27 protein-coding genes are annotated in these 25,508 nt (G+C 53.1%); 11 read left to right on the forward strand and 16 right to left on the reverse strand.

Translation table 11 applies throughout. The annotated features are described in order from the left end of the window. Positions 1 to 780: demethoxyubiquinone hydroxylase family protein (locus tag ACEQU8_RS12440; protein WP_370264018.1), on the forward strand; the 780-nt coding region annotated here is incomplete at its 5' end. On the opposite strand, the gene ACEQU8_RS12445 is transcribed toward ACEQU8_RS12440, so the two are convergent. The 4 genes from ACEQU8_RS12445 to ACEQU8_RS12460 all read right to left on the reverse strand — a co-directional run bounded on the left by ACEQU8_RS12445 (position 777) and on the right by ACEQU8_RS12460 (position 3,705). Beyond that, positions 777 to 1,103, reverse strand: a complete 327-nt coding sequence (locus tag ACEQU8_RS12445) for a DUF3325 family protein (protein WP_370264019.1) — start codon at positions 1,101 to 1,103, stop codon at positions 777 to 779. The genes ACEQU8_RS12440 and ACEQU8_RS12445 overlap by 4 nt on opposite strands. Continuing rightward, positions 1,096 to 2,838 carry a PepSY-associated TM helix domain-containing protein gene (locus ACEQU8_RS12450; RefSeq protein ID WP_370264021.1) on the reverse strand — a complete coding sequence of 581 codons (1,743 nt, stop codon included), beginning with the start codon at positions 2,836 to 2,838 and terminating at the stop codon, positions 1,096 to 1,098. The genes ACEQU8_RS12445 and ACEQU8_RS12450 overlap by 8 nt, the downstream gene beginning before the upstream one ends. A 12-nt stretch (positions 2,839 to 2,850) precedes the next feature. Beyond that, on the reverse strand, positions 2,851 to 3,159 hold the full coding sequence (locus ACEQU8_RS12455; protein ID WP_370264023.1) for an iron uptake protein: 309 nt from the start codon (positions 3,157 to 3,159) through the stop codon (positions 2,851 to 2,853). Between the two features lie 81 nt (positions 3,160 to 3,240). Further along, complete coding sequence (locus tag ACEQU8_RS12460; RefSeq protein WP_370264024.1) at positions 3,241 to 3,705, reverse strand: Fur family transcriptional regulator; 465 nt, start codon at positions 3,703 to 3,705, stop codon at positions 3,241 to 3,243. A gap of 142 nt (positions 3,706 to 3,847) precedes the next feature. On the opposite strand from ACEQU8_RS12460, the gene ACEQU8_RS12465 reads away from it, so the two are divergent. The 4 genes from ACEQU8_RS12465 (at position 3,848) to ACEQU8_RS12480 (ending at position 6,914) form a co-directional block, all read left to right on the forward strand. Further along, complete coding sequence (locus ACEQU8_RS12465; RefSeq protein ID WP_370264025.1) at positions 3,848 to 4,609, forward strand: metal ABC transporter ATP-binding protein; 762 nt, start codon at positions 3,848 to 3,850, stop codon at positions 4,607 to 4,609. A gap of 14 nt (positions 4,610 to 4,623) precedes the next feature. Continuing rightward, the gene (locus ACEQU8_RS12470; protein ID WP_370264027.1) at positions 4,624 to 5,466 is read left to right on the forward strand and encodes a metal ABC transporter permease; all 843 of its coding nucleotides are present in this window, start codon (positions 4,624 to 4,626) and stop codon (positions 5,464 to 5,466) included. A 71-nt stretch (positions 5,467 to 5,537) separates the two neighbouring features. Beyond that, positions 5,538 to 6,365 (forward strand): metal ABC transporter solute-binding protein, Zn/Mn family, encoded by an 828-nt coding sequence (locus ACEQU8_RS12475; RefSeq protein ID WP_370264028.1) that lies wholly within the window; start codon positions 5,538 to 5,540, stop codon positions 6,363 to 6,365. Between the two features lie 27 nt (positions 6,366 to 6,392). Beyond that, a complete protein-coding gene (locus ACEQU8_RS12480) occupies positions 6,393 to 6,914 on the forward strand; it encodes a DUF2796 domain-containing protein (RefSeq protein ID WP_370264029.1) in 522 nt (173 codons plus the stop codon). Between the two features lie 27 nt (positions 6,915 to 6,941). Here the strand turns inward: ACEQU8_RS12480 and ACEQU8_RS12485 are convergent, their stop codons facing one another. Then, on the reverse strand, positions 6,942 to 9,002 hold the full coding sequence (locus ACEQU8_RS12485; protein WP_370264031.1) for a DUF1302 domain-containing protein: 2,061 nt from the start codon (positions 9,000 to 9,002) through the stop codon (positions 6,942 to 6,944). 639 nt (positions 9,003 to 9,641) lie between these two features. Here ACEQU8_RS12485 and ACEQU8_RS12490 point away from each other — a divergent pair. Together ACEQU8_RS12490 and ACEQU8_RS12495 are read left to right on the forward strand one after the other, a co-directional pair. Then, positions 9,642 to 10,220, forward strand: coding sequence for a hypothetical protein (locus ACEQU8_RS12490; RefSeq protein WP_370264032.1), 579 nt, complete (start codon positions 9,642 to 9,644; stop codon positions 10,218 to 10,220). A gap of 19 nt (positions 10,221 to 10,239) precedes the next feature. Continuing rightward, positions 10,240 to 10,845, forward strand: coding sequence for a hypothetical protein (locus tag ACEQU8_RS12495; RefSeq protein ID WP_370264033.1), 606 nt, complete (start codon positions 10,240 to 10,242; stop codon positions 10,843 to 10,845). Here the strand turns inward: ACEQU8_RS12495 and flgL are convergent. The 11 genes from flgL to ACEQU8_RS12550 all read right to left on the reverse strand — a co-directional run bounded on the left by flgL (position 10,842) and on the right by ACEQU8_RS12550 (position 21,234). Further along, positions 10,842 to 11,792 (reverse strand): flagellar hook-associated protein FlgL, encoded by a 951-nt coding sequence (gene flgL, locus ACEQU8_RS12500; RefSeq protein WP_370264035.1) that lies wholly within the window; start codon positions 11,790 to 11,792, stop codon positions 10,842 to 10,844. The two genes, ACEQU8_RS12495 and flgL, sit on opposite strands and share 4 nt — an antisense overlap. A 26-nt stretch (positions 11,793 to 11,818) precedes the next feature. Next, entirely contained in the window at positions 11,819 to 13,606 is a 1,788-nt protein-coding gene (flgK, locus tag ACEQU8_RS12505) for a flagellar hook-associated protein FlgK (RefSeq protein WP_370264036.1), read from the reverse strand. Positions 13,607 to 13,624: 18 nt separating this feature from the next. After that, the gene (locus tag ACEQU8_RS12510) at positions 13,625 to 13,954 is read right to left on the reverse strand and encodes a rod-binding protein (protein WP_370264037.1); all 330 of its coding nucleotides are present in this window, start codon (positions 13,952 to 13,954) and stop codon (positions 13,625 to 13,627) included. Between the two features lies 1 nt (position 13,955). Beyond that, the gene (locus tag ACEQU8_RS12515) at positions 13,956 to 15,080 is read right to left on the reverse strand and encodes a flagellar basal body P-ring protein FlgI (protein ID WP_370264038.1); all 1,125 of its coding nucleotides are present in this window, start codon (positions 15,078 to 15,080) and stop codon (positions 13,956 to 13,958) included. 18 nt (positions 15,081 to 15,098) lie between these two features. After that, entirely contained in the window at positions 15,099 to 15,824 is a 726-nt protein-coding gene (locus ACEQU8_RS12520; protein ID WP_370264040.1) for a flagellar basal body L-ring protein FlgH, read from the reverse strand. Between the two features lie 16 nt (positions 15,825 to 15,840). Beyond that, positions 15,841 to 16,623, reverse strand: a complete 783-nt coding sequence (flgG, locus tag ACEQU8_RS12525) for a flagellar basal-body rod protein FlgG (RefSeq protein ID WP_370264042.1) — start codon at positions 16,621 to 16,623, stop codon at positions 15,841 to 15,843. A gap of 26 nt (positions 16,624 to 16,649) precedes the next feature. Then, complete coding sequence (locus tag ACEQU8_RS12530; protein ID WP_370264044.1) at positions 16,650 to 17,405, reverse strand: flagellar basal body rod protein FlgF; 756 nt, start codon at positions 17,403 to 17,405, stop codon at positions 16,650 to 16,652. Beyond that, positions 17,406 to 18,071, reverse strand: a complete 666-nt coding sequence (locus ACEQU8_RS12535) for a flagellar hook assembly protein FlgD (protein ID WP_370264045.1) — start codon at positions 18,069 to 18,071, stop codon at positions 17,406 to 17,408. It abuts the gene before it with no gap. Positions 18,072 to 18,156: 85 nt separating this feature from the next. Then, positions 18,157 to 18,582, reverse strand: a complete 426-nt coding sequence (flgC, locus tag ACEQU8_RS12540) for a flagellar basal body rod protein FlgC (protein ID WP_370264046.1) — start codon at positions 18,580 to 18,582, stop codon at positions 18,157 to 18,159. Between the two features lie 5 nt (positions 18,583 to 18,587). Further along, positions 18,588 to 19,004, reverse strand: coding sequence for a flagellar basal body rod protein FlgB (flgB, locus tag ACEQU8_RS12545; protein ID WP_370264047.1), 417 nt, complete (start codon positions 19,002 to 19,004; stop codon positions 18,588 to 18,590). A 10-nt stretch (positions 19,005 to 19,014) separates the two neighbouring features. Continuing rightward, positions 19,015 to 21,234: a hypothetical protein gene (locus ACEQU8_RS12550; RefSeq protein ID WP_370264049.1), complete on the reverse strand. Its 2,220-nt coding sequence runs from the start codon at positions 21,232 to 21,234 to the stop codon at positions 19,015 to 19,017. A gap of 76 nt (positions 21,235 to 21,310) precedes the next feature. Here ACEQU8_RS12550 and ACEQU8_RS12555 point away from each other — a divergent pair, with 76 nt between their 5' ends. The 4 genes from ACEQU8_RS12555 (at position 21,311) to fliD (ending at position 25,506) form a co-directional block, all read left to right on the forward strand. Beyond that, on the forward strand, positions 21,311 to 21,808 hold the full coding sequence (locus ACEQU8_RS12555) for a hypothetical protein (protein WP_370264050.1): 498 nt from the start codon (positions 21,311 to 21,313) through the stop codon (positions 21,806 to 21,808). A 123-nt stretch (positions 21,809 to 21,931) separates the two neighbouring features. Next, a complete protein-coding gene (locus ACEQU8_RS12560) occupies positions 21,932 to 23,188 on the forward strand; it encodes a flagellin (RefSeq protein WP_370264051.1) in 1,257 nt (418 codons plus the stop codon). A gap of 179 nt (positions 23,189 to 23,367) precedes the next feature. Further along, the gene (locus ACEQU8_RS12565; RefSeq protein WP_370264052.1) at positions 23,368 to 24,111 is read left to right on the forward strand and encodes a hypothetical protein; all 744 of its coding nucleotides are present in this window, start codon (positions 23,368 to 23,370) and stop codon (positions 24,109 to 24,111) included. Positions 24,112 to 24,114: 3 nt separating this feature from the next. Continuing rightward, a complete protein-coding gene (fliD, locus tag ACEQU8_RS12570) occupies positions 24,115 to 25,506 on the forward strand; it encodes a flagellar filament capping protein FliD (protein WP_370264054.1) in 1,392 nt (463 codons plus the stop codon). Positions 25,507 to 25,508 lie beyond the last annotated feature (2 nt).

The raw sequence follows: 25,508 nt of genomic DNA on the forward strand, positions 1-25,508 counted from the left end.
GTGTCTTGCGAGGGCACTCCCCTGCCCGCCCAGTGCAGCCGCGATGTCTTGATGCAACGCTTCCATGTTCAAACACCCAGCGGCCGCATGCAAAGTGGCGCAGCGGCATTCGCCACGTTGTGGCTGGCCTTGCCAGGCTGGCGCTGGCTGGGCCACTTGGCCAAGGTACCGGGCCTGGCTCTGTTGATGGAATGGACGTACCGTGGGTTTTTAAAAATACGCCCTCGCATGCAACACGCCATGCGATGGTGGGCCGCCGATGATTTGCCTGCCAGCATGGTGGCCGATTTGCGCTCGGACCAAGCCGGGGAAACCGGCGCGGTGTGGATTTACAAAGGCATATTGGCAGTCACCCGCAACCCGGCCCTGCGTGAGTTTGCGCAGCACCATTTGCACACCGAACAAAAGCACTTGCAAGGCATCAACAATGTGCTGCCAGTGCTAAGGCGCAGCAAATTACTGCCCGCTTGGCGCGTGGCCGGGTTTTTAACAGGGGCGTTGCCCGCCATGTTTGGTGCACGCAGTGTTTACCTCACCATCGAGGCGGTGGAAAGCTTTGTAGACCGGCATTACGCCGAACAAATTGACAAGCTGCACACTTTGGGCACCCATCCAACCCTGCTGGCCCAGTTACAAAGCTACCAAGCCGACGAATGTGCCCACCGAGATGAAGCCGCAACATTGGCCTTGGGCCAACAGGCGAATGCGTTTCAGCGCCTGTGGTGCAGCGCCGTGGGCCACGGCTCGGCGGCAGCGGTTTGGTTGGCTCGCAAAATTTAAAGCCGGGGCCAACACACGCGTAGCCAGGCTGGCCGCTTGCCAAGTGCAAATGCCACGGCAAACGCGCTGCCTGTTTGAAGCATAACCCACACCAACACGGCAATCGAAGGGCGGTCTGCCCAAAGGCACAAAGCCAAAGCAGCCAGTAGCGCCAGTGCACCCATCACTCGCAAAACACGTTGGGGTGGATGTGCCTTGGCCAAGGGCAAGCCACGGCACTGCGCCCAATGCACAGGCATGGCCAGGGCCAGCCAGGCCATGCCCACCACACTGGCCATTGCAGCCGCGGCCAGGGCCATGGCAGTCAAACCTGAATTAACCATGTGCCACCTCTGTGTGCGACCCTGTGCGCTGCCCACTGCCGCCGGCATGCTGAGCTGTCACCTGGCCATTCAGATGATTTTCAGCACCGCGTTCGCGCGCAGCCAGTTTTAGCCCAGCCCACGCGCTTACAGCCGCACAAGCCAGCAAGCTCAAATCCACACCAGCCACTGGCCAATAGGGCTGAGTAAACACGGTTTTAATCAGGTGGTCGCCCGTGCTCAACCAGTTCGAGCCGACTGCCAACACGCACACCGCCGCCAAGGCCCAGCATTGCTCGCGCCAGGCGGGGTTGATGCGCGCCATCCTCACTGGCGCACTGCGCAAGGCGGCATGCAATAAGGCCGCCACCCAAACTGCCCAAAAGGCGTACTTTTCAACATCACCCTTACCCAGCAAATCGGCGGGCAGCAGGCGGTTGGCAAGCAACATGCCCACCGCAGCCAACACCATGCCCACCGTGGTGGTCACCGCCATGGCGTCCACCACCCGTGCTCCGGCACTGCCGGTTTTTGCATGCTGGGCTTTGCGCTTTTCTACAAAAAAGACAAAACCTGTGGCAATGCACACTGCACCCAACAATCCTCCCAACACATACAACCAACGCAGAAACCAATGTTCGAAATGCTGAAGGTGCAGGCCAGTCAAAAACTCATTGGTTTCTGAAACCACGCTGCGCGGCGAGTCTTCAGAGAGCAATTCTCCCGTGCTGGTTTTAAAGTGGATGCCCTCGCCCACCAGCGCCACACGGTCGCTGCCTGCGCGGTAAATGCTCACGTAGCTGTTGGCGTCGCCCACGTGGTGCATCACCAAAAAGCCAACCTCGCCAGCCATGTCCCGTTCGGCCCACCGGCGCTTGGCCTCCTCCACCATGGCATCCACGCTGGCCATGCCCGCAGGCACGCCAGCGCGTTCATGCGGCAAGCCAGTGGCCACTGCCTCCGTCGCTTCATGCTGTTTGTGCAAAGGGTCCAGCAGGGTGCTTGCCACCGGCAAGTAAAAGTGACCCGCAAAAATCACCAAGCCTGTGAACGCAAAAAAGAAATGGAATGGCAAACCCACCACGCCGGTCAAATTGTGCAAATCGAGGCTGGCGCGCTGTGTGCGCTTCCAGGGCCGAAAGGTAAAAAATTCACGAAACACCTTGCGATGCATGATGAGACCCGTCACCAGCGCAGCAAGCATCACCAAAGCCGCCAAACCCACCATAAAAATCCCGAGGTTTTTCCACTTCAATTGCAGGCTGTAGTGCATGGGGTAAAACCAACGGCTGCCAATCTTCAATTTGTCATCAGGCAGCACCGCACCGGTGCGTGGGTCGATGGTCACATTTTTGTGGATGTGGTTGTGATCCTCCGGGTTTTTGGCCAAGGGCACCCCATAACCCACGCCGGCAGACAACACGGGGTCCCGGTGAGTCACATAGGCCCAATACTCGTCCACCGGCAATTCGGTGCGCGGCGTCATCGGACCCTTGGAGGGGTCGTGCAATCGAGGCATGTTGGTGGCGTAGTCCACGGGGTCAGGCTCAAGCGCCTGCAAAGTGGGCAACAACACACGGTCAAAAGACGGCATAGGCTGGGGTTCAAACCGGGTTTCTGGAATGGCCCAGCGATCGATTTCACGATCAAACACCGCCAAAGATCCAAAGAAAAAACACACCATGAGCACAAAGCCGAGCACCAAGCCAAACCAGGTGTGCACCCACGCCATGGACAACTTAAAACTGTTGAACACGCCAAAACTCCTTTACGCCAACAAAACCCGCTGAAGACCCAGGGCGCTTAGCACCATCGCACCACCCCCTCCTGCAAGCACCAACCAAACGCGCGCCACGCTGCCGTGCGCAAAGGCCCATAAAAACACGCCCAGAAAAACCAGAAACGACAGCATCAACACGCCAGTTTCAGCGTCATGAAAATCAACACCCAGTGCGCTGAGTGCGGCCATGCCAAGCGCCGCGAAGCCCCAGGTGAAGGCATACCCCCCTAAAACGGCGGCAGCCACACGCGAAAGGACGCCTGGCCATGCGGCGCGGTGAGGAATGAAGAGAGACATGGATGAAACCCTGCAAAAATCGTAATGATAATTATTCTTGAAACTATTATCAACAACTAAGTTGATGGGTTTGGCTTGGGGCTAAGCGCGGCAGGCTGGGCAGAGGGCTGACACCTCAATTTCTTCGGCAGCAATGGTGTAGCCCCGCTGACCTAAGGATTGCAGCAAGGCGTGGGTGGCTACGTCGTCATCGAGTTCTTCTACCCCGCTGCATTTTGGGCACACCAAAAACAAACCGGGGTGTGCGTGGGCATGGCAGCCCTGGGCGCAGGCTCTAAACACATTGGCTTTGCTGATTTTGTGCACCAAACCTTGGGCAGTCAAAAAATCAAGCGCGCGGTACACCGTGGGCGGTGTGGCCCCCGCCTTGACGGTTTTCACCTGGTCAAGCAGGTCATAGGCCTTCAGCCCCTGAGGCGCCCGGTAAAGAAGCTCCAGAACCAGCCTCCGCGTGGGTGTAAGCACCGCCCCGGCGCTCAAGCAAGCAGCCTCTGCCAAGTCGATGGCCTTTTGAAGTTGCTTGGGTGTGGGCGTTGATTTGGGCATTTGACGAACCATGTAATGTTATATTATTGCATCTTGAATTCTAGCAAGCAGCAATCATGTGGACCAGCAGTTTGTTACATCGCTTGGCGCTGGCCAGTTTGGCGCTTGCCGCCATTGTACTGGCTAGCATTTGGGCTCTGGCATGAATCACACCTTATTCAAATTAGACAATCTGACCATTTCGCACCAAGGGCATCCCGCAGTGCATCACCTTCACGGCGAGTTTAAAGCTGGGTGTTTTACCGCCATTGTTGGGCCCAATGGCGGGGGAAAAAGCACCTTGTTAAAGGCGCTGGCGGGGGTGAACCGGCAATTTGAAGGTCACCTGCACTCGCCCCGCACACCCAGAACCGCCTATCTGCCGCAGGTGGCTGGCCTTCAGTTGGACGTGCCCTGCACTGTGCAAGAACTGGTCGCCATGGGATTTTGGCCTGAAGTGTCTTGGTTTGGTCGATTTAAAAGCCACCATTTGAAGGCGATCGCCGCCGCATTGGCCCGCGTTGGCCTGACTGGTTTTGAAAGGCGCTGGCTCAATGAGTTGTCTTCCGGGCAATTGCAGAGGGCGCTTTTTGCCCGGCTCATCGTACAAAACGCCGAGGTCATATTGCTCGATGAACCGTTCAATGCCATGGACAGCCACACCCAGCAAGACCTCATCGAATTACTCGACCAATGGCGTCATGAGCAAAGAACAGTGATCGCCGTGTTACACGACCACGCACTGGTGAGCAAGCATTTTGAGCAAACCCTGCTGCTGGCCCGGAAGGCCGTTGCGTGGGGAAGTACAGCCGCAGTGCTGCGCGCCGAACACCTGTTCCTTGCACGGCAAATGGCACAGGCCTGGGATATGCACGCGCCCCGTTGTAAGGAACACGCAAATCAACCCTTGGAAAAGGTGGCTTGATGTTAGAGCCTTTCATGGAGTACTCATTCATGCGCCGTGCGCTGGTTGCGGTGTTCGCCCTTGCCATGGCTGCTGCCCCACTGGGCTGCCTGCTGATTGTGCGGCGAATGAGCCTGGTCGGGGATGCCATGTCCCATGCCATGTTACCCGGCGCAGCCCTGGGCTTTTTGGTGGCGGGGCTGTCCTTGCCTGCCATGAGTCTGGGTGGCTTTGCAGCCGCCCTGCTAGTGGCCCTGGGTGCTGGCTTTGTCACCCGCAACACCGAGCAACGCGAAGACACGAGCTTTGCTGCCTTGTACCTGATCGCCCTGGCAGCCGGCGTGGTGATGGTGTCTGGCGGAGGCACACAAATCGATCTGATGCACTTGTTGTTTGGCAGTGTGCTGGCGGTAGACAACGCCGCTTTAATCCAAATCGCGGGGGTGTCTGGTGCGACCTGCATTTTGTTGGCCATGTTTTACCGCCCCATTTTAATGGACAGCCTGGACCCGGGCTTTACCCGGCGTATGGGCCGCACAGGCGTGTTTACTCATGGGTTGATTATTGTTCTGATGGTGGCCAATTTGGTGAGTGCCTTTCATGCCCTGGGCACCTTAATGGCCATCGGCCTGATGATGTTGCCGCCAGCTGCAGCAAGATTTTGGTGTAAAAGCCTACCCGCCACCATGGGACTGGCGATTGCCTTTGCGATGCTCAGCGGGTTTGCAGGGCTTAGCCTTTCCTACCACTACGCCGTGCCCTCAGGCCCCAGCATTGTGCTGTTTGCCGGTGCCCTGTATGGCATGTCCATGGCCATGGGCCCCAACGGCAGTGTGCGTATCGCATTTGGCAAACCAAAATTTCACACCACAGGCTAAAAAACTGTATGCAAAGACGATTATTTTTACAAGCAGCCTCATGCGTGGGCTTCAGCACAAGCTGGGCTGCAATGGCGATGGCCAAGGCCAACCCACCTCAACTGGTGGCAAGCTTTTCGATTCTTCAGGACATTGTGCGGCAGGTCGCCCCTGCGCATTTCGTTGTCCATGGCCTGGTACCGGCCAATGCTGATGCACATGTGTTTTCACCTAAGCCGAGGGATGCCCAACTGCTTTCACAAGCCAAAGTGTTGTTTTTCAATGGCCTTGGGTTTGAGGGCTGGTTCCAGCGATTTGTGCAGGCGGCGGGCTACAAAGGCCCCGTGGTTCAAGTGGGCCAAGCCATCGAGCCCAGAAGAACCCGCAAAGGCAATGCAGACCCGCACGCATGGCAAAGCCTTACACACGGAGCCGCCTATGCCAATGCAGTGGCTGAAGCACTTGTTCAGCATTTTCCGTCATATCAGGAAGAAATTCGCTCACGTGCAAACCGCTACACCACCTTGCTGCTGGGTGAGCACGATCAAATTGTGAAGGCTTTTGCTACGCTTCCCGCAACACAGCGCAAGGTCATCACTGCCCACAATGCTTTTGCCTACTTTGGTGAAGCATACGGAGTTGAATTTTTTGCACCCCAGGGATGGAGCACTCACAGCCAGCCTTCAGCCGCAGCGGTTGCAAAGCTGATCACATTGGCCAAGCAAAAGCAGGTCAAGGGTATTTTTCTTGAAAACATGAGCGACCCACGGCTTGTTGAGCGCATTGCCAAAGAATCCGGGGCCAGGGTGGGGGGAACGCTTTATTCCGATGCCTTGTCTGATCCGCAGGGGCCAGCACCCACCTATTTACAAATGTGCCGGCACAACGCGTCTACCTTGTTGGCCACGTTGAGCGTTTAAACCTGTGACCTTGTTTTGGAGAAGCCGATGAAACGACCTGTTCACAAAATTTTTGTTTGCGCCCTGATGGCCATGGGATCTGGTGTTGCCCTGGCCGGGCCACATCACCATGACCACGGCGTGATTCGTTTGGATGTGGCAGTAGACGGGCCACAACTAAGCGTCATGCTGCAATCGCCCCTGGATAGCTTTGTGGGTTTTGAGCGAGCACCACGCACCGACGCAGAAAAAAAACGCGCCAGTGAAGCCTTGCGTTTGCTACGCGAGGGCGTGCCAGTGCTCAGCCCCAATGCCGAGGCACAATGCTCACTCAAGCTGGCCAATGTAAGCGCGCCTGTGCTGGAGGGCCAAAGCAAGCCCAAAGATGGGCATGCCGACCTTGAAGCAGACTATCAATTTGAATGCGCCAAGCCAGAGCAACTCACCCACTTGAAAACCGGGTTCTTTGATCATTTCAAGCACACCAAAAAAGTGGAAGTGCAAGTGGCTGACCCCAAAGGTCAAAAAAGGGCAAAGCTAAGCAAAGCTCAGGCCACTCTGCAGTTTTAAAGCGCTGGACATAAAAGGCTACCCTGATTACAAATTCGCCCCCAGCACCAAAGACACAAAGTCACGGTCTTTGAAGGGGTCGAAGTAGGCCTTGTCGTTGAACATGCTGTAGTTCACCTCGGCAAAGTATTTGGCGGATTGAATTTCTGCACGCACACCCAAGCCCAGGTTCATGCGATCTTCAAGAAACAGGCCATCGGCAGAGTAGCCTTTGATGTCGTGCGAGAAAAACACCCGAGGCAACAGGTTGATTCCAAAGGCCACATCCGGGTAAGTGAACGCAGCCAGCACGCGGTAACCGAAAGCAGTCTCGGTGGCGTAACCATCCACCACGCAATTGCGTGGGTTGGGGTTGACGCCCGCGTTGCAGTTGCCGCCGTTGTAGCTGGCGTGCGCGCCTGCGCCAAAAGCAGGTGAACGGCCAAAACGTTCACTGGTGAACGGGTCACCAATGCCACGCCACATTTGGGCCCCCACCTCCGCCACCACTCCGATTTGGCTCGCCCCCAAGCGCCTTGGGAACAACATGATGGTCGACATTTGGGCCTGGATTTTATCCATGGGCTTGTACCCCTGCAGCACCGAGCCCACCGGGAACAAGGTGTTGTCGCCATAGCGGGCCAATGGGCCATCGCCGGTGGCCGAGCCCTTGATGAGGTCCACCGTGTTGTAGCTAACCGGGTAATCTTTGGTGTAACTGACCTCGCCAAAAAAAGAATATCCAAACAACTCGGTGGCAGCGGAAAAGCCAGCGACCTGAATGTTCTCTTTGCTGTAGTCAAAGAAATACGACAGCGGGTTCACAATGCTGGCAGGCCCCACGGCCAAGCCATTGAAAATTGACCCATCGTAGCCCGAGGGTGTTTTTTGCAAACTAAGTGCAGGCAGGCGCTGGTGATAGTTCACCACATAGGCGCCAAACTCTGCACCAATTTCACTGGCGTAATAGCGCGCAGCCAGGCCCATTTGGCCGGTGTCTTTGGGTCGGCTATCGGCCAACTGCGCCATGCGAAAATTCAGGTTACTCAGGTCGGCAGGCAGGCCCGTGAGCCCGCTTACAATGCCAGTAATGGGCCCAAGTGCACCCAACACCGAGGTGTTGATGGGCGCACCGCCCAAGGTCACAACGCCCCCGCCACCAAAGCTTTGGCGATCGTTGTAACCCGTGAAATCAATGTCACCTGCTGGCGTGCTCAAAACGCCGGGATTCACCGTGGCGCCCTGGCGATTGCAATTCAACAAATCCGCTTGTGAAAAATAGGTGCCGCAACCATCAACCACCACTTTTTCATGGTTGGTCTGCACAAAGGTTTCAATGGAAAGCGCATCGGTGGCCTGCAGGTTGGCATACAACTGTGGAATGGGTAAAAACACCTCTTTAAGCTGTGCACCGGGCCTGCGCAAAGCGGCCGAGTCAAAATTGGAGTACTGGTTAACACCACCCAATAAAAACAGCGCCTCACCCCAGGTCACAACCTGGTTGCCAGCCTTCACGGTGAGGGGTTTGCCCAATGGCTGAAAGTCTGCAAACAGGTAGGCATCCAAAAACTGCGCGTCTTCAAAGCCGGTGCTTTTGTCAAAGCCCGCATCGTTTAACGGCTCGTTGCTGCGGTAGGCGTTATTGCCCGACCCATGGGATACACGGTTGCTGCGGTTATGAAAATCTGAATACGCCTTGGCCCGCACAAACACGCCTGCATTGTCTTTACGAAGCTCAAGCTCACCCACGGTTTTAACCGCTGAACTGAACACGTCACCCTTGTTGTAGTTCAGGTTGCCGTCGTCCACCGTGCCGCTTGAGGCCTCTCCACCGTTGCCAATAAAAATGAGGGATTTGTCGGCGTCTTTGGTCCGCATGGAGGCACCCACTGTGACTTCCATGGCCCAACGGCCTTCAATGCCTGCGGGGCCCTCAAAGTTGCCTGCTGCCCATGTCTGCGCTTGAATGGATGTGGTCAATAAAAACACCAAACAACACTTACGCCGACTACCAAAGATGCATTGATAAATACGGTTTAGAGAACGGCAACCCGCAGGTGCACAGTTAACTCTTAGGTGATTGTTTTTATTGTTTTTAATGTCAGCCATCCGTCTGCCTCCTCGGCCCGCTATGAATTTAAGGGCCCTGCGTGATGTTGTATAACGTATAGGGGTATTTACGTGCGCGCTTTTTCAACATTGGAGGATATTACTGACAAGGTAATTTGTCATCAGATTTTTTGTACATACTGTAAATATTGTCTTGTTTTTTTAGGAGAGCTTTTAGCAAACGATTTCAACAAAATTCTTCACGTGTTATTCACATTTAAAAAATTCACAGGCTGTAAAAAAAATTTTTTTAGGGTAAGACAGTAAAATTTAAAAACTTTTCTAATATTTTTCGAAGTTAATTCTTAGCATTGTTACACTGTAGTGACTATCGTTTTTTACTAACACTCATTCGCCATTTGTGACATTTTGTGTCCGATGCTCAATGAAATCACAATAAAACCCATTTTTTTAACTAAGTACTGTCGCTACTTCAATCCCGAATGCTCTTTCCGGCGTAAATCTTAACGACAAGCTCCAAACAGGCCAAAACCAGGCCCTAGGGTTTTTACTGATCACAGCAGGAAGTCCGGCTCCGAAATCTGCGGATATGCAAGATTTTCAGGAAGCAATACTCTAAATTCACAGTGCAGCAAATCACCTCAATTGATTATAAAAACAATGACGGAGCGACTGGGAATGATGTTTGACGCAACATATTGCAAGGAATCAAAGAAGATTCATGGACTTAACAATCAATTTATACAACTTGTTAAACACCTACTCTGGCAAGGCCAAACGATAGATTTAAATGAGGTACTGAATCTACCAGCCGAAGAGAGCAAAGCCTTAGCTGCCTTAAGCCCTATGGCTATCGAAGAGCTTTTAAGCTCCAGAGCAACCACTCTTTTTGCTGTTGAGGTGTGCGAAACCGAGCTGCAAACCCTGATGTGTCGCCAGCAGGCGAGCAAGACCTCTTCGCTTCATGGTGTTATCAAGTACCACTCCGCACTGTTGGCTTTGGCAGAGAATCCCGCGCGCAGCTTCTTAAAAAATCTGTTTATCGAGCTTCAACATTGGGGCGCCTTTTCGACCAACACAAGTTACAGATTCTCTATGGCGCAGTGGCAAATTCAACATATTGCCGAATTGGACACGGAATCTTTGGTGCAGCTGGCGCAATCCCCCAGGAGCACACTGCGACCCAAGTTTAATCTGGCACAACTTAACGCTCTGGGCAAAACAGGCTTGGTTCCCGCTGGCCTTTTGTTTGATTAATTTTTGAAGGAAGCATACGGTGAAAGAGTTTGCAAACCTCGCCAATCATTTTTTCTCACAGCGCGTTACAGACCAATGGTTGATCGACCGCTTGTTCGCATACGATCTTCGTCAGGTTGAGGTACGTCAGGCTGCGCATGTATTTATGAACATGAGGGACTGCAAAGAAGTTCAGCAGTACATCAATAAGTTCAAAAACCCAAACCGCAAGGGCTCCGGCGGCACCTATTGCCAAAACCCAATGCGCAACAACCGCGAACTAGCCATGATTTACACAGTGTTGTGCAGACAAGTGGTAAATCTCGAGAAGTGCTATCGCGAACAGGTCGACCCGGGTAGCCCTTTGGCCCAACATCATCGCATCACATTAATTGCAACGTTAAGCACCTGGGAAAACTATAAGCACCTTGAATGTGTTGCAAAGAAAAAGATTCGGCTAATCGATTTGATTGCGGTGATGTCGTATTACCTTCAAGACGACTGGCAACTTGCAACTTGCCATTTTTGCAACAGCGTGAGCAGCAAGATTGACGGTATTCAAACACCATGCCAAGTTTGTAGTGCAAAGCAGGAGCGCAAGGCCATGCAGCGCATGGCACAGGTGAAAGAGTTTTCTCGAATTTAGGTGATGAAGTTGAACAACGAGAGCTTGGCAATATTTGAATAGCTTAGTTGAAAAGCTTGCATTTGTGCTTGTCCTTGAACCAGCTCAGAAATCGCTTGTGCGGCATCCACATCGAGAGAGTCTCGTTTGAGTTGCGAAAGACTGGTCAGCTCCGCATCGTTGATGGCCTCATTTGCGTCCAGTGCAGCCATTCGTATGCCCAAAGCAGCTCTTGAGTTTTGTAGTTTCTCAAACACCTCGTCTAATTGACCAGCGACGGCTCGGATATCGTCAATGGGGGCATTGCCGTTAAGCAGGCTGACCGCATCATCCAGCAAGGAAAAAACATTCACCTCAGGTGTGCCGGCTAGTGGATCTGCCACTTGTAGCACCATGGAATCTGAGCCCAAAACTCCAAGGCGAACAAAGACACCTGCCCCTACCTCGACACTAAGTCCACCAGCACCTGCGGCAGCAGTTTGACCTTGGTACACTGGATAGGCCACACCGGAAGCCGGATCACTTTCAAAAGTGGCTTGTTCCTCCTCGGTGCCAGAGAATAAATACCGCCCTGATACATCTTTCTGATTGAATAACTGCAGCAGCTCCTCGCGCATGGCCTGTAGGGTAATCGCTATCGAAGAGCGATCACTGGCACTCAAAGTGCCATTGGCAGCCTGAACCATGCGAAACTTGATTTCCAGCATGTTGTTTGTGGCCTGCCCAAGCGCACCATCGGCCTGTTCTAATTGATTGCGTGCAAAGCTAATATTGCGGTTCAACTGCTCGCCACGATTGATGCCTCGCTGCGCCTGGATGCCCTGAAACAGGCGGGATGGATCGTCGGATGGCTTTTGAACTTCAACCCCAGAAGAAATTTGATTTTGCAAATTGCTTAAGCGGGCCTGCATATCGGTCAGTTTACCGATGTTGCCTTGGAAGTACTGCAGGGTGGACACTCGCATCATGGTCACTCCATCAGCCCATGCATCCGCTAGCGGATCGCATTGAGCAATTCATCAAACAGGTCTTTGGATAGGCTGATCACCTTCGAGTTGGCGGCGTAGGCCTGCTGGAACTGAATTAACTTGGCAGCCTCTTCATCGAGATTCACACCGGAGACAGCCGATTGCTCAGCCGAAAGACTCTCCAACACACCGTTACTGGCCAGTGCGTTATTGCTGGCGGACACCACATCATTTCCAACAACCGACACTAGGCGAGAGAACATGTCTTGAATTGAGATCCCCGCGTAGCTTCCACGCTGCAACAGAGAAGGTTTATCTAATACCTGCGTGAATTTAAGTATTTGGGTGTTGTCGCCTAAACCGCCCCCTGGGGCCCGGTTGACGATTTGATTGAGATCAAGCGGCTGCATACGCAGATTTAAACCAGCACGAGCGGTGAGGCGAACATTAAAACTGTCACCTGCCACCAGGCCACCACCATTGATCGAAAATTGAAATGCCCCGGGTACTTCAAACTGCCCCGCACCCAAAATGCTAACGGGCTGCCCAGCAGTCTTACTGCCCACCGGGCGATAACGCACCTCAACACCCGCGCCCGAAGCGACCGCAAAGACCTCGTACTCATTGCCTGGCAAAGTAGCGGTATTGATACCCGCTACAGCCAAACGCAGAGCTGGGTCGGCATTAAACGGGCTGGCCACCACACGGCTAATGCCATTATCAAGCGGATCGGCTGGAACGCTCGCAAACTGCAAGAGTGGCGAACCAGCGATAGGCGTTGGCGGCGGGCCAGGATCATCTAACAATTCAAATCCCTCGGTCTGTATCGAATTCACCTGATCCGCAAAACCAAGCGCCATCAACCCCAAGGTGTTCTGATACTGATTCAAGGCCGTGTCACGAAATTCCAACAAGGCTGCCAATTCGCCACGCCCCAAGTTTTTGTTGGCAAAGCGAATCAATTCGCCAGAGCCATCGGATGCCAATCGCCCAATGACCACCGTCTCCGGGTCGGTGATGTCGGTCGTAGCCAACAAATTGAAAGTGGTCCCGCCCAGCACCAGCGGCTGCCCCTGACGCATCAAAATATTGGTCTCACCTCGCTGTCCTTCCACTACCTGAATGTCGATTTTCTCTGCAAGTTGAAGCACCAATTCGTCGCGCTCATCTAAGAGATTTAGCGGCACCCCTTTGCCATCAGTATTCAAGAACTCCCGCGTAATAGCGTTATTTAAACGGCCTAAACTAGCGGTGAGGTCATTGATTTCGCGTACTTTGAACTCAATTTGCGCATTTTGATCTGCTCGAATGGAATCAAAACGCTTGCTGACCGAGTTGAATTGATCAACCAGAAACGATGTTGCGGCCAAAAATTGCTGACGGGCAGGGTTGTCGGCAGGCCGTAGGCTTAAATCCTGTGCAGCCGCATTGAAGTTCGCGAAGGATTGCGATAAAGCGTTGTTACCTTCAGCGAAAATATTATCCACCCGAGACAACTGGGTTTGGAGTGTTTCTGAGTATGAGGCCTCTGAACTTGTTTTAAGAATTTGGTTGTAAAGGTACTGGTTAGTGACTCGGCTCACATCCAAAGTCTTTACACCTTGACCCACATACCCACCTTGGGAAAACTGACTCAGACCAGATGCCTGCTTCAACAACTGACGCTTGTAGGTAGGGTTGCTTGAATTGGCCACGTTGTTTGAACTCACTGACAAGGCATCTCGCGAAGTCAGCAACCCCGATAAGCCAACCGATAACATGGTCATGAAAAAGTCACCTGTACATATATCAAACTTATGAGTCTTTACGACCATGGCCGCACTGAACTGCAGTTATTCCCCCAACTCGGGCGAGTTATTTTTTACCCATTTCAGGCTGTTTAAAATTGACTGCTCAATGTGCTGGGAAAGCCCAAGACCACGGCCCGCCAAGGCATGGGCCACTTGCTGATCGAACATGCTGTGCATGCTTTCCATGGCACTTGAGTTAAGAGGATTGTCCTGACCAAAAGGGTTACTACGTGCCGCCTTAAGTACTTCGGCAATCAAAATTGACTCAAACTGCTGGGCGGCAGACTTCGCGGCCTCGACCTGCTGGCCCTCAGTCCCCATGCTGAGCGTTTTGAGCTGCGATAAGCCCGATGTATCCCAATAAGCTTGCATTTCAAATCACCTCTATCTCCGCTCTCATGCTGCCGGAGCGCTCAATGGCCTGAAGAATTGAAATCAAATCATCAACTGTTGCGTTCATTTTGTTCAGATTGGCCACGAGATCATTCAGGTTATCCGCGCCTTCTAGGCGGATTGCCTCTCCACCCGTTCTTGCGATATTAATGTCGGTGCGGTTTGCCACAATGGTTTGCCCGTTGCTGAAGGGGCCGGGCTGGCTAATCAACGGGGTCTGTGTGACCTGCACAGTAAGGCTGCCATGAGCCACCACCACAGGTGAAAGCTTTACCTGCTGATTCATGGCCACAGCGCCAGTTTTGCTATCAATAACCACCTTGGCGGTCGGTCCAATTGGTTCAATGGGCATGCTCTGGATAGAAGCGATAAAAGCCACACGCTCGTTGGCCCGAACTGGCGATTTGATCACAATTGTGCGCGCATCTAGCGGCTGCGCAGTGTATTCGCCAAACCTGGCGTTTATGGACTCGGACACGCTGTAGGCATCACCAAAGTCACTGCGTAACAGCTCCAGGCGAATTTCGTTGCTGTCGCCAACGCCCGAATCCACTGCCTCTTCAACGATGGCTCCATTGGGAATTCGGCCATTGCCCAACTGATTGATTTTGGTGAGCGTGCCACCTGACTGTGCACCAGCCCCCCCCACTACCACTTGCCCTTGGGCCAAGGCATACACCTGCCCGTCCACCCCCTTTAATGGAGTAATAAGCAGAGTGCCCCCACGGATGGAACGCGCATTTCCAATGCTGGAAACCGTCACGTCGATGGTCTGCCCTGGCGCAATGAATGGTGGGAGGATGGCAGTCACCATGACGGAGGCCACGTTGCGGGTCTCTAGCCTCACCCCTTCCGGCAACACAATGCCCTGGCGCGCCAACATGGTGGCAGTGCTTTGCGAGGTGAACGGTGTCTGAGTGGTTCGATCGCCAGTACCATCCAGCCCCACCACCAACCCATATCCAAAAATCTGGTTTGGCCTGGCCCCGGCAATCGAGGTGAGATCTTTGATGCGCACCTTCTGCTGCTGGGCATGCGCCAGGGGTAGAGCCGTGGCCAACAGGGCCACGAGCACCCACAGTCTTTTCCACACAGACAATTGCATCAGTTCACCCACTTGTATTTAAAACGGCAGCACACTTAAAAAAACCCTGGATAACCAGCCCATCATTTGCACTTCATCAATAGTGCCCTGTCCGATGACTTCAACCCTTGCGTCTGCCACATTTGTAGATGCCACACGGCTACCGGGTCGAATTAAGAAAGGATCAACAACTCCGTAAAAACGAATGGTTTCAACTTGACGATTTACGCCGATTTGTTTCTCACCCGCCACACGCAAATAACCATTGGGTAACACCTCAATCACACGCGTAGTAATCGTGCTCGACAATACATTGGTGGCACTGGTCCGCCCATCGCCAGAAAACTCTTTTGAACTGGATGCAGTGCCGTTGACTCCGTTCATTCCACCAATGCTTGGCACGCTGATACTCAGAGCATCGTCCCGGCTAGCCGCCGTGCTCTTGGCCTGCAATGCGCTGGTGCTCTCGAGCACATCAATCACGACCACATCACCCACATATTTGGCCTTGTTGTCTTCATAAATGGACCTAAACCCCGTTTGGCTGTATATCGATCCTGTTTTAGGGGCTACTCGTGTGCTGACCATACTCTGAAACAACGTCTGTTGACGGACTTTTTCCTGTTCCCAATCTTTGCTACCCACTCGCCCCATCGAATTAATCTCAGTCACCCCTGCCTCAGCAGGAAAGTCCACCTTGGGATCAAGAATGGAGGCGCAGCCTGTTACGGCGAGGGAGCACACCAGAGCGAGAATTGCGCGCATGCCTAGACCTTTGAGATTAGATTTGGGCCAAACGCTGCAGCATCTGATCCGATGCAGTCACTGCCTTGGAGTTGATTTCGTAGGCTCGTTGGGTTGAAATCAAGCCCACCAACTCTTCCACCACATTCACGTTTGAAGTTTCAAGATAAAACTGGACCAGTTTGCCAGCGCCACCCAAACCGGGCTCCAATTCTTGCGACTGCCCGGAGGCTTCCGTTTCAAGATACAAGTTTCCGCCGATTGAGTTCAAGCCAGCGGGGTTGATGAATGTGGCCAAATTGAGGCGACCAAGCTCCTGTAACTGCACTTGACCAGCCAATCTCGCGCTTACTTGCCCATCGGCAGATATGGTGATTTGCTCAGTGTCATCTGGCACATTAATGGGGCCAACCACAGGAAAGCCTGCTGTGGTGACCAACACGCCCTCGGCGTTAACCTGAAAACTACCATCTCGGGTATAAGCCAAGGTGCCGTCGGGTTGCTCCACCTGAAAAAAACCACCGCCAGAAATGGCCACGTCCAGCGGGTTACCGCTTTGTTGCATATTGCCTTGCGCGAAATTACGCACCGCCGCCACTGTACGCACCCCAGTGCCCACCTGTAGACCTGTTGGCGCACGTGTTTGATCGGTGGTGGGTGCACCTGGCTCGCGCAGATTTTGGTACAACAAATCCTCAAACGCGGCACGGGAGCGTTTAAAACCCGTGGTCGCGGTGTTGGCAAGGTTATTGGAGATCACATCCAGCTGAGTTTGCTGAGCTTCAAGTCCAGTTTTAGCAATGTGTAATGAACGTAACATCGTTTTATTCCTTAGCGTATGAAGTTTTAACCAGCTTGGAGGACGTTGTCGGCTTTTTGATCGCTTTCTTTGGTCATCATTACAGCCTTCATGCTCATGTCGAACATGCGTTGCGCTGCAATCATTTCAACCATGCTTTCTGCAGGGCTAACGTTGCTTCCCTCCAGGTAGCCGCTCAAGACACGAACCTCGGCCGCCTGTGGAGCCTCACCTTGCTTGAGCTGAAAAAAGCCGTCAGTGCCTCTTTCCAAGTTGGTGGGGTTGGGGTTAACCAAACGCAACTGCCCCACCTCTTGGACAGCCCTGTTGGCGGGGTCCGTGGACACTGCCGACACCAAGCCAGTTTCGCTCACCAGCATGCGCGAGCCCTGTGGAATTTCAATCACCCCTCCCTCACCCAACACGGGAAAACCTTCCGGAGTGCTTAAAATGCCATCCTCATTGAGCACAAACGCGCCAGCGCGGGTATATCCTTCGCTGCCATCAGCCCGCTGCACAGCGAACCAACCGGGAGTTTTAACAGCCAGGTCCAGTTCGCGACCGGTCTGCTGCATTACGCCAGGCCGTGCGTCAAAACCAGTCACGGTCTCTGTGCTGAAAGTTCGAGTGTCCAACCGTGCTTGGCCACGCTCATTCAAAGCCACCAGAGGGGTAGACCGCAAAGCCACCACCTGTGCCCTAAAACCGCTGGTGTTGATATTGGCAAGATTGTTGGCAATGTTTTCTTGGCGCTGCATGGCAGCTTGGGCGGCGTTGGCCGCCAAAAAGCCGACTTTGTCCATTTAAAATACCTTCACAATATCGTTGATGGATATGGAGTCACCCAGGGAGGTGGTCAATGTAAATTGGCCAGTTGCGCTGTTATCAAGACTTTGGATAATGTCGTAGCGGAAAGTCTCCAACGAAGTGGTTTCACCCCCACGAACACCTACCACCTCCACCTTGTAGTGCCCAGGGGGCATGGCCGCGCCGTCATTGCTAAGGCCGTCCCAAACCAGCTCGTTCATACCTTTGCCCACGCGGCCCAGGGTAACCTCACGGACCACAACGCCACCGGCGTTTTTAATAGTCGCCACCGCGCTGTCGTAGGACTGATCGGCTTTGAATTGCGCCCCAGCCTGACCATCGGCCAAGACCATGCCATCGCCTTTGATCAATACCAGCTTATCAACCAGCGCTACTGCCTGCGAGAATTGCCCGGCAGCAATTACCTGACCTAGGCCTTCCATGGTTTTGTTCAGATTTTGAATTCCCGAGACCGTGTTGAGCTGCGCCATTTGGCTGGTCACCTGCGCGTTGTCCATGGGGGCAAGCGGATCTTGGTTGCGCAACTGCGCCACCAATAACTCAAGAAAACGGGTTTGAATATCGTCAATGTCTTCGGCTTTGGCAAACGAGTTTCGTGCTGCAGTACCTGCTGCGCCATTGCTTTGAACGGTGTCTAACATGATCGTCCATCCTTTGAGTATTTAGCCCATGATGACAAATGCAAACAGCCACATGCCCATCGAAATACCCCGGATTGAGGCGATTTCAGTTGTTGCCCATGTTTAAGGTTTTGAGCATGAGGTTTTTAGTGGTATTCATGACCTCGGCATTGGTTTGATAGCTTCGTGAAGCCTCTAACATGTCCACCATTTCTTGCGCAGGATTGATATCTGGCATGTACACATAGCCAGCATCGTCCGCCAACTGGTGTTGTGGGTTATAAATTTTTTTCGCATCTACTTTGTCGTTGATGACTTCCTTTGCTCGAACCAGCGTGGCTGCATTGGCTTTGCCCATGCGATTAGTTTTTTCTAGCATGGCCTCAAACACTACACGCTTGGCTTTGTAGCTTTCCTCGTCACTGGCGGCCACCGTACCCGCATTGGCCATGTTGCTTGCTGTGGCGTTTAAACGGTGGCTTTGCGCACGCATGGCTGACGCAGCCACTTTAAAAGTATCGAACAGGCTCATCGCGATCAGTTCCCTGTGATGGCGCTGCGCATGGTTTTTATCAACCCTGACAGCGACTGGTTGGCAGCTTCATATTTAACGGTATTCTCAGAAAAACTGGCACGCTCTATGTCAATGTCTACGGTGTTGTTATCAATTGAACGCTTTTCCACTTCCCTGTATTTCAACATCAAATCTCCACCATGGAGCCCTTTCCCTTTCAGTACCAGGTGGCTAGGGTGGGTGACTGCAGTTTGTATGCTTTGCCCAATCGTGCTTCCGGACTGCGCATTGCTTAAGGCTTTCGCAAAATCAAAATCTACGGCCTTGTAATTGGGTGTATCTGCGTTGGCTAGGTTGCCTGCAATCACGTCCTGTCGGGTAGCGCGAAGCCTAAGAGCGTTGGCATACATACTCATCGACTCTTTGATCTTATCGACCATCGGTTTCTCCTTACACTGTGGCCAACGCAAGTTGGCTTAGTTGCAAAAGGCGGGCTATGTCATTGCGCCAAACGCCTGCCGCTTGCATTTGCTTACAGAGGCCATGAAAAGCTTCAACCAACAGGCTTTCTTGGTGGCCGGGCAAGAAGGCATCGTCCACCGGCGTCTGCTTCGTATGACGGTCCCAAGGAAAGCGGTAGGACCCCAGGCTGTTTTGGGCCTCTGAACCCTGTGGAGGCAGATCCTCAGCCAAGACCTTCTCGTAAGCTTGCAACAAGCCCAACGATTTGTTGATCGCGCGCTGCTCATCGGTGTTGTTTGAAGTGATAGGCAGACCAAAGTAATCACCACAGCGAATCAACAAATCCAGCAAACCCATTAACTTAACCAAACTCGCGTTTTGGACAGGTGCCAATGCGTAGATAGCCAAAACATGGAGCAGCACTAGATCCATGGGGTGCTCTTCAATACCAATTTGCCGCCAGTGCACGTGCCCTCCGGCGCCCAATACCTGCCACAGAGGCCTGTTCCCGCCTTCGAGGGCATCGGCTACAGGGCACTGCAAAAACTCATAGAACGAAGGTGCTGGCAAAAATCCATGCTGCTGATAAAACTGCATGTTGAACACAGGATTGCCGCCCAAGGTGGCTTGCCCCTGCCCGAACTCTGCATGCAGGGCATGGCTCACCACGCTTGCTTGCTTTAGGAGTTTTTTTTGGATGCTGGCGTAACGCTGCACTGCATCGCCAACAAAGCTTTCAATAAGGGTGGTGTGGCTAAGGCTGGTCGTGAAAATTTTATCGAACCATTGTGTAAAAGCCTGCTGTGCAAAGTGGCGTTTTAGCAGGGGGTGAACACGAGTTAGAAAGCCCTCAGCGTCTTCATGAGGCGCCACCAGTTGGCGAGGCCTAAACAAGTGGATCGCCGACCCAGAGAGATAGCCGTCGTCTTCAGAAGCCTTAAACAGCGTGTGGTTGCGTTGAGCAGGCAATCCAGACAAACCCAAAAAGAGCTCATGCTCCAGGGTTTCTTGGTTGTCTAGCCGAACAAAATCGGGCTGAACAACCAAGGATCGCACACGCCCCATTTGGCCCATCATTGACCAACTGTTAAGCAATGACCCCAAGGTGACGTTGCGGCCCATCATCGGTAAGAGCTTTAACGCAGCGCGGGTTCGCTGCGAAACCTGCACACGTTCAACCCGCTGCTCTTGTCTATACAAGGGAGGAAACTGTTGCTCAAGTTCAGCAATCCAGGCGTCAAATTCCAGATCGTTGAACAAAGCCGAATTGGACTGTTTGGCCTCAGCTGCTCTGGGATTGGCCGTAAAGTCTATGGCCTGCAGCGCGGGCGAGTATACCGTGTACGCCAGAGGTCTTTGGCTAGTGCGCTCGCTCTCAATCCGGCCTCTAAAGTTCTTAACCTGTAACTCGTCCATAAAAAAGCGCGCAATATCCAGCTGCGACTTGCTTTGCCATTCAAGGTGAGCGGGCGTCGCCATGAATGCCTCAACGGCGCAGGTAGCGGCCGGCGTAAGTGTCGATGGTTTGTCTGGCGTGGGCGCAACTGAGCTCTTGGGAGGGGCGGGGGAGGCTTCGGTTTTAATGGTTTGCGCGGGCTTGGGTATGCCAGCAGCTTCCAATAAAGCAGCCTGTCGCTTATTCAACTGACGCAGGCGCCGCAGAGTGTCCAAGTCAGCTTGGAGACCTCGTGCAACTGGCTTTGAGATGGAAGCTGGCGATTGACAAGCAACTTCGGACTGCTGCGGCTTGCTGACGCCCAACTTTAATTCGGATATTGGCTTAACCTTGCGGCGCACTTCTACCTCTTGGTCCAAATCTTCCCAAGTGTTTGGCAATTCGCCAGGTTTGCGATCCAATCCATAAGGTCGCAGTGCCAGAGGTTTGGTAGCATGGCTGGCCAACTTGGCTTCAATTTGGCGAATAAAGGCCGTGCGGTCGAGCAGGTGGCGGGCCTGAGTACCAATATGCACGGTAGCGGCTTGGTCCGACGCTGCATCGGCTGGGGCACTCAGCGTTGACAAGGGCTCAGTCAAGTCGCTTTGTGGCAGCAAGGCAGCAGGTGCATGGCCCTGCACGGATTTGTTCTGCCGCGCGGCCAACATTTTCCCCAAACGCTTTTGCAACAAATCCCGACTTGCCATGCCCATGCCCCGTGTGTACCAAGCTGCGCCTTGAAATACGCTCTTGGAGCTAGATTTCGTTTTCATGCAGCTCCAACCAAAAGGGTAAAGTGCGTTTGTCTTCGCGTGAGAATTGAAATCCACCCAAAAACGGGCATTTGAAATGTTGAAACGCACCCAGCTAAAAATGGACACACCCACAGATGATGAATTGCGGACCTCCGGTCTGCGCTCGCGCTACCGCATGTTTGACGAGTTCAACGAAAAAGATCAAACCAAACTATTTCAAGTGATGGGGTTGTTGGGTTTTTTTAGACGCAAAAGCCTACCACGCATGGGATTTGAGTCGGCTTGTGTACTTCTACTGGTGGCCCAACGCCAATCGGAAGGCAAAACCACCACCCACAGCCAGTGGCAAAAAATGTTGGGTCTCAAAGGCGACGACATACAAACAGTATTTAAAGAATTGGGGTTTCCTACTGTGGGCTACTCAAAAGCCAGCAAGCCAGGTTCTGATGGCACTCACCATCAGATGGTGGAAACCGAGAATGGCTTATTCCGTCTACAAGGCAAGGGGCCGGAGGAAGTTGTGGTGAGTCTCACCTTGGAAGGCAAACAGACAATTGAAGAATTAAGCCGCTTGTTGATTTTTAAGGACTAAGGATGAGCTGCGCTTAAGTAAAACAAAAAAGTAAAGTTCAGTTTTTTCTTTCTCGTAAACGCTCAATAAGAGGGAATCAACCCTCGGATTCAAAGGTTAGACAGCCTTTACTGGGAGAGAAACATGTCAGGTATCAATACAAACGTTGCTAGTTTGTTCGCACAGAACAACCTCGCCAAAACAGGAAAATCCCTGAGTACGGCCATTCAGCGACTGTCCTCAGGCCTGCGCGTGAACAGCGCCAAAGATGACGCCGCTGGTTTGGCAATTTCTGAAAAATTCCGCGCACAAGTGGGCGGCATGGAAGTGGCAAAGCGCAACGCCAACGACGGCATTTCTGCCCTGGAAGTGGCTGAAGGTGCATTGGGCTCCGTCACAGACAGCCTGCAGCGCATGCGTGAACTGGCAGTGCAAGCCTCTACAGGTACCTTGACTGCGGGCGATCGCGAGCAGCTGACCGAAGAATACGACGCTCTTAAGTCGAACGTTCAGTCGATCATTGCATCGACCAACTTCAACGGCATTGAACTTCTAACAAGCAACGCAATCGACCTGGATGTACAGGTTGGAGCAAACGACAACAGCGGTGGTCTGGATAGTTTAATCGTTGCGCTGGGTGACATCGAAGGCGCATTCAATACCTTCAGTACCACGACCCAATCCGCTGCTGGCATCGGACAAGCGACCTCAGACACCATCACTCTGACTCAAATCAAAGCGGCAGGCGCTGGCGTTGTGGATGGACCAGCTAACGGCGTATTGGCAGCCAACGGTGACAAAGCCACATACGACTTAGACGGTGACGGAAACGCTGATTTGCGAGTTACCCGCACCGCTGACCAAGTGGGCACAGTTGAGTTTTTAGACAGAAATGGCGATGTGGTTGGAGACGCGATCACTGGAGTAGCCGTCACTGGTAACGACATCGACGCAATCACCTTGGGCGGGGCCAATGGTTTGGATGTCCCTACTGTATCGGCAGCCAACGGGGCCACATCGATTACCCTTGGTGCCCTTTCAATTCAGCTTGCCGTAAGCGGGGGTAACTTTGACCAAGCGACTTACCTGTCTGGCGCAGATATTGACGGTGCGGATGGTACCAACGCCCGCGCCGCCATCGGTAAGCTCGACACCTTCATCGAGTCTGTAAGCTCACAGCGTTCAGTACTCGGCGCTGGCATCAACCGGCTGGAATCGGTAATCAGCAACCTCGACACCAGCATCACTTCCCTGTCCGCAGCCCGCGGCCGCATCATTGACGCTGACTTTGCCAAAGAAACTGCAAACCTCACCCGTGCGCAGATTCTGCAGCAGGCTGGCACGTCTGTGTTGGCACAGGCCAACCAGTTGCCATCGAGCGTGTTGTCTCTGCTGGGCTAATAAATACATAAACAGGGGTGCCATCCTGTTGGCGTAACCCTCAATTGAGACGCGCTTTTTCGGGTCAAAACCTCGGTTTTGACCCGATTTCGTTTGTGGCAAAACTGCGTTACGGGGGTATGGTGTAGAAAAGTAAAGTTCAGTGATGGGCTGGTCGTATTACCTCTTGGAGAAGAACAATGCCCTTTAGCACCAATGCACCGGGGTCATATGCCGTGAACCAAAATAGCTTGAACCTGATCACCCCAAAAACATCCGAGGGCAGCACATTGGGCCGCGGCGGAGGCGTCGCACCTGCAACGCGTGCCGATGCGCAGAGCGAGCAGCTTCAGCTCAGTGGCGTAAAGCAACAACAGGTCAATACGGCCAGTTCGTTTTTAAAAGAACTGCAAGGGGCGCAGAGCATCTTCCAGGCAGCCAATAGTGCATTTCAAGAAATTGAACAGCGTGTGCTAGAAGGTGCAGAGGACGAGCAGCTTAGAAAGGCCGGCGACAAGGCGTTGGACTTGTTGCAAAACATCGCCAACGTGCGCGCACAGCAGGAATTGAAAGACATCAAAAGCAAACTGGCCAGTAGCGACAATGCCAGCTTCGCTGACGTGGTTGAGGCCGTGGCCGTGTTAGCTCGCGTGGCCAAGGGCGGATTAGACAAAGCCGACACCGGCACCCTGCAAGAATTGGCTGAGGCTATCAGCGTGGTCAACGAGGCACTGAGCAAAGCGCAAACTCGTCTCGAGAATCTCACTAACACGGTAAGCACTGCTAGCAATAAGGCCACAGAAGACCTAAACAACCGAAAAGGCATGGAGAAAATGATGGCCGCCCTTGGGCAAGCCATGCAAGGGTCTCGCGAGAACGCAATCAAGGCACAAGCCAACATTAATTCAGCAGTGGTGGCCCGCATGTTGGGCGAGGACATTTAAGGCATGGGAATTTCTGCAAGCGGACTTGGCTCTGGGCTGGACATCAATGGCATCGTGGGCCAACTGGTTCGGTTAGAACGCGCTAAATTTACCCCAAAAGCAGCAAAGCAAGCAGAATTCCGCGAACGTATTAGTCAGTTCGGTGCATTGAAAAGTAACCTCACCAACTTACAAGACGCGGGCAAAAAGCTCACTGAGCTGTCCAAGGGTAGCCAAAAAACCACCAACTCTGACCCCACGGTGCTTGATGTCACCCTGCAAAACAACACCATCGGCACGTATGAATTCAACATCAGCACACTGGCCGGTCGCCAGGCTGTGCAAAGCACCACTTTTACCAATGGCAACATTGTCGATGGTGGAAATGCCAATGCGGTGCTAACGTTTGACCTTGACCCCTTAAACAACGCGGGCGCGGACTTCACAGTGGATGTGGCCAGCACAGGCGGACAATACAGCCTCACTGCGATTGCCGATGCCATCAACGCCAAAGCAGGCTTGAAAGAGTCTGTGCAGGCCCGTGTAGAAACCCTGGCAGGAACTAGTGAGCGTCGCTTGGTGATTGAAAGCAAAAACACCGGGGCCGCCCAATCGTTTAGCATCACCTCCAGCATTGCCGAGCTGGATGTACTGGCCTTCGATGCTGCCGCTCCAGCATCAAACCCAGACATGCTCCGCACACAAGAGGCCAAGAATGCTGCTGTGACCATCAACGGAGAACCCTTCAGCAGCGCCAGCAACCAGTTCAATAGCACCATCAGTGGCATCACGTTTACTGCGCAAAAAGTGGGCAGCAGCACGGTGACTGGCAGTTTTGGCATTGACAACACAGCACTTAAAACCCGCCTTACCGATTTTGTAAGCGCTTACAACAAAACCATCACCTTCTTAAAGTTGAGCCAAGGCAAAGACGCCAAACTGGGCAGAGAAGCGCTGCCAGGCCAAGTCGAGCAAGGTATTCGTCGCGTACTGGCTGAAGGGGCGCTTGAACAGACCATGGCCGACTATGGCCTCAAGATCGACAAAGAAGGCGTGATGGTGTTTGACCAGAGCGCCAAATTTGATGCCAAAGTGCAAGCTGATCCAAATTCAGCCATCGAGTTTTTTGCAGGCAGCGCGAGCCAGCCCAAAGGGTTGTTGAAAAAACTGGACTCCTACTTGGCTGACACGATTAAAGCTGGTGGTCCTTTGGCCTTACGCAACGACTCCCTGAACGCGGCGATCCGTCGCATCGACGACGACCGCTTGCGTTTTGATCAGCGGATGGGACGTTTGGAGAAAAGTCTTTTCAAGCAATTCACCGCTTTAGACGCAAGCCTAGCCAGCCTGCAAGCAAGCCAAAACCTGCTCAGTCAAAGACTAGGTGCCCTTCAGGCCCAGCAACAAAACAACTGAGC

This window comes from Limnobacter sp., from assembly GCF_964228395.1.
In the GTDB taxonomy this organism is placed as follows: Bacteria; Pseudomonadota; Gammaproteobacteria; order Burkholderiales; family Burkholderiaceae_B; genus Limnobacter.

Excerpts from the sequence above, each read along its gene's own strand:
- ACEQU8_RS12445 (WP_370264019.1), bottom strand. The coding sequence starts at position 1,103 with ATGGTTAATTCAGGTTTGACTGCCATGGCCCTGGCCGCGGCTGCAATG.
- ACEQU8_RS12455 (WP_370264023.1), bottom strand. The coding sequence starts at position 3,159 with ATGTCTCTCTTCATTCCTCACCGCGCCGCATGGCCAGGCGTCCTTTCG.
- ACEQU8_RS12460 (WP_370264024.1), bottom strand. The coding sequence starts at position 3,705 with ATGCCCAAATCAACGCCCACACCCAAGCAACTTCAAAAGGCCATCGAC.
- ACEQU8_RS12465 (WP_370264025.1), top strand. The coding sequence starts at position 3,848 with ATGAATCACACCTTATTCAAATTAGACAATCTGACCATTTCGCACCAA.
- ACEQU8_RS12470 (WP_370264027.1), top strand. The coding sequence starts at position 4,624 with ATGGAGTACTCATTCATGCGCCGTGCGCTGGTTGCGGTGTTCGCCCTT.
- ACEQU8_RS12475 (WP_370264028.1), top strand. The coding sequence starts at position 5,538 with ATGGCGATGGCCAAGGCCAACCCACCTCAACTGGTGGCAAGCTTTTCG.
- ACEQU8_RS12480 (WP_370264029.1), top strand. The coding sequence starts at position 6,393 with ATGAAACGACCTGTTCACAAAATTTTTGTTTGCGCCCTGATGGCCATG.
- ACEQU8_RS12485 (WP_370264031.1), bottom strand. The coding sequence starts at position 9,002 with ATGGCTGACATTAAAAACAATAAAAACAATCACCTAAGAGTTAACTGT.
- ACEQU8_RS12490 (WP_370264032.1), top strand. The coding sequence starts at position 9,642 with ATGATGTTTGACGCAACATATTGCAAGGAATCAAAGAAGATTCATGGA.
- flgL (WP_370264035.1), bottom strand. The coding sequence starts at position 11,792 with ATGATGCGAGTGTCCACCCTGCAGTACTTCCAAGGCAACATCGGTAAA.
- flgK (WP_370264036.1), bottom strand. The coding sequence starts at position 13,606 with ATGGTCGTAAAGACTCATAAGTTTGATATATGTACAGGTGACTTTTTC.
- ACEQU8_RS12510 (WP_370264037.1), bottom strand. The coding sequence starts at position 13,954 with ATGCAAGCTTATTGGGATACATCGGGCTTATCGCAGCTCAAAACGCTC.
- ACEQU8_RS12515 (WP_370264038.1), bottom strand. The coding sequence starts at position 15,080 with ATGCAATTGTCTGTGTGGAAAAGACTGTGGGTGCTCGTGGCCCTGTTG.
- ACEQU8_RS12520 (WP_370264040.1), bottom strand. The coding sequence starts at position 15,824 with ATGCGCGCAATTCTCGCTCTGGTGTGCTCCCTCGCCGTAACAGGCTGC.
- flgG (WP_370264042.1), bottom strand. The coding sequence starts at position 16,623 with ATGTTACGTTCATTACACATTGCTAAAACTGGACTTGAAGCTCAGCAA.
- ACEQU8_RS12530 (WP_370264044.1), bottom strand. The coding sequence starts at position 17,405 with ATGGACAAAGTCGGCTTTTTGGCGGCCAACGCCGCCCAAGCTGCCATG.
- ACEQU8_RS12535 (WP_370264045.1), bottom strand. The coding sequence starts at position 18,071 with ATGTTAGACACCGTTCAAAGCAATGGCGCAGCAGGTACTGCAGCACGA.
- flgC (WP_370264046.1), bottom strand. The coding sequence starts at position 18,582 with ATGAGCCTGTTCGATACTTTTAAAGTGGCTGCGTCAGCCATGCGTGCG.
- flgB (WP_370264047.1), bottom strand. The coding sequence starts at position 19,004 with ATGGTCGATAAGATCAAAGAGTCGATGAGTATGTATGCCAACGCTCTT.
- ACEQU8_RS12550 (WP_370264049.1), bottom strand. The coding sequence starts at position 21,234 with ATGAAAACGAAATCTAGCTCCAAGAGCGTATTTCAAGGCGCAGCTTGG.
- ACEQU8_RS12555 (WP_370264050.1), top strand. The coding sequence starts at position 21,311 with ATGTTGAAACGCACCCAGCTAAAAATGGACACACCCACAGATGATGAA.
- ACEQU8_RS12560 (WP_370264051.1), top strand. The coding sequence starts at position 21,932 with ATGTCAGGTATCAATACAAACGTTGCTAGTTTGTTCGCACAGAACAAC.
- ACEQU8_RS12565 (WP_370264052.1), top strand. The coding sequence starts at position 23,368 with ATGCCCTTTAGCACCAATGCACCGGGGTCATATGCCGTGAACCAAAAT.
- fliD (WP_370264054.1), top strand. The coding sequence starts at position 24,115 with ATGGGAATTTCTGCAAGCGGACTTGGCTCTGGGCTGGACATCAATGGC.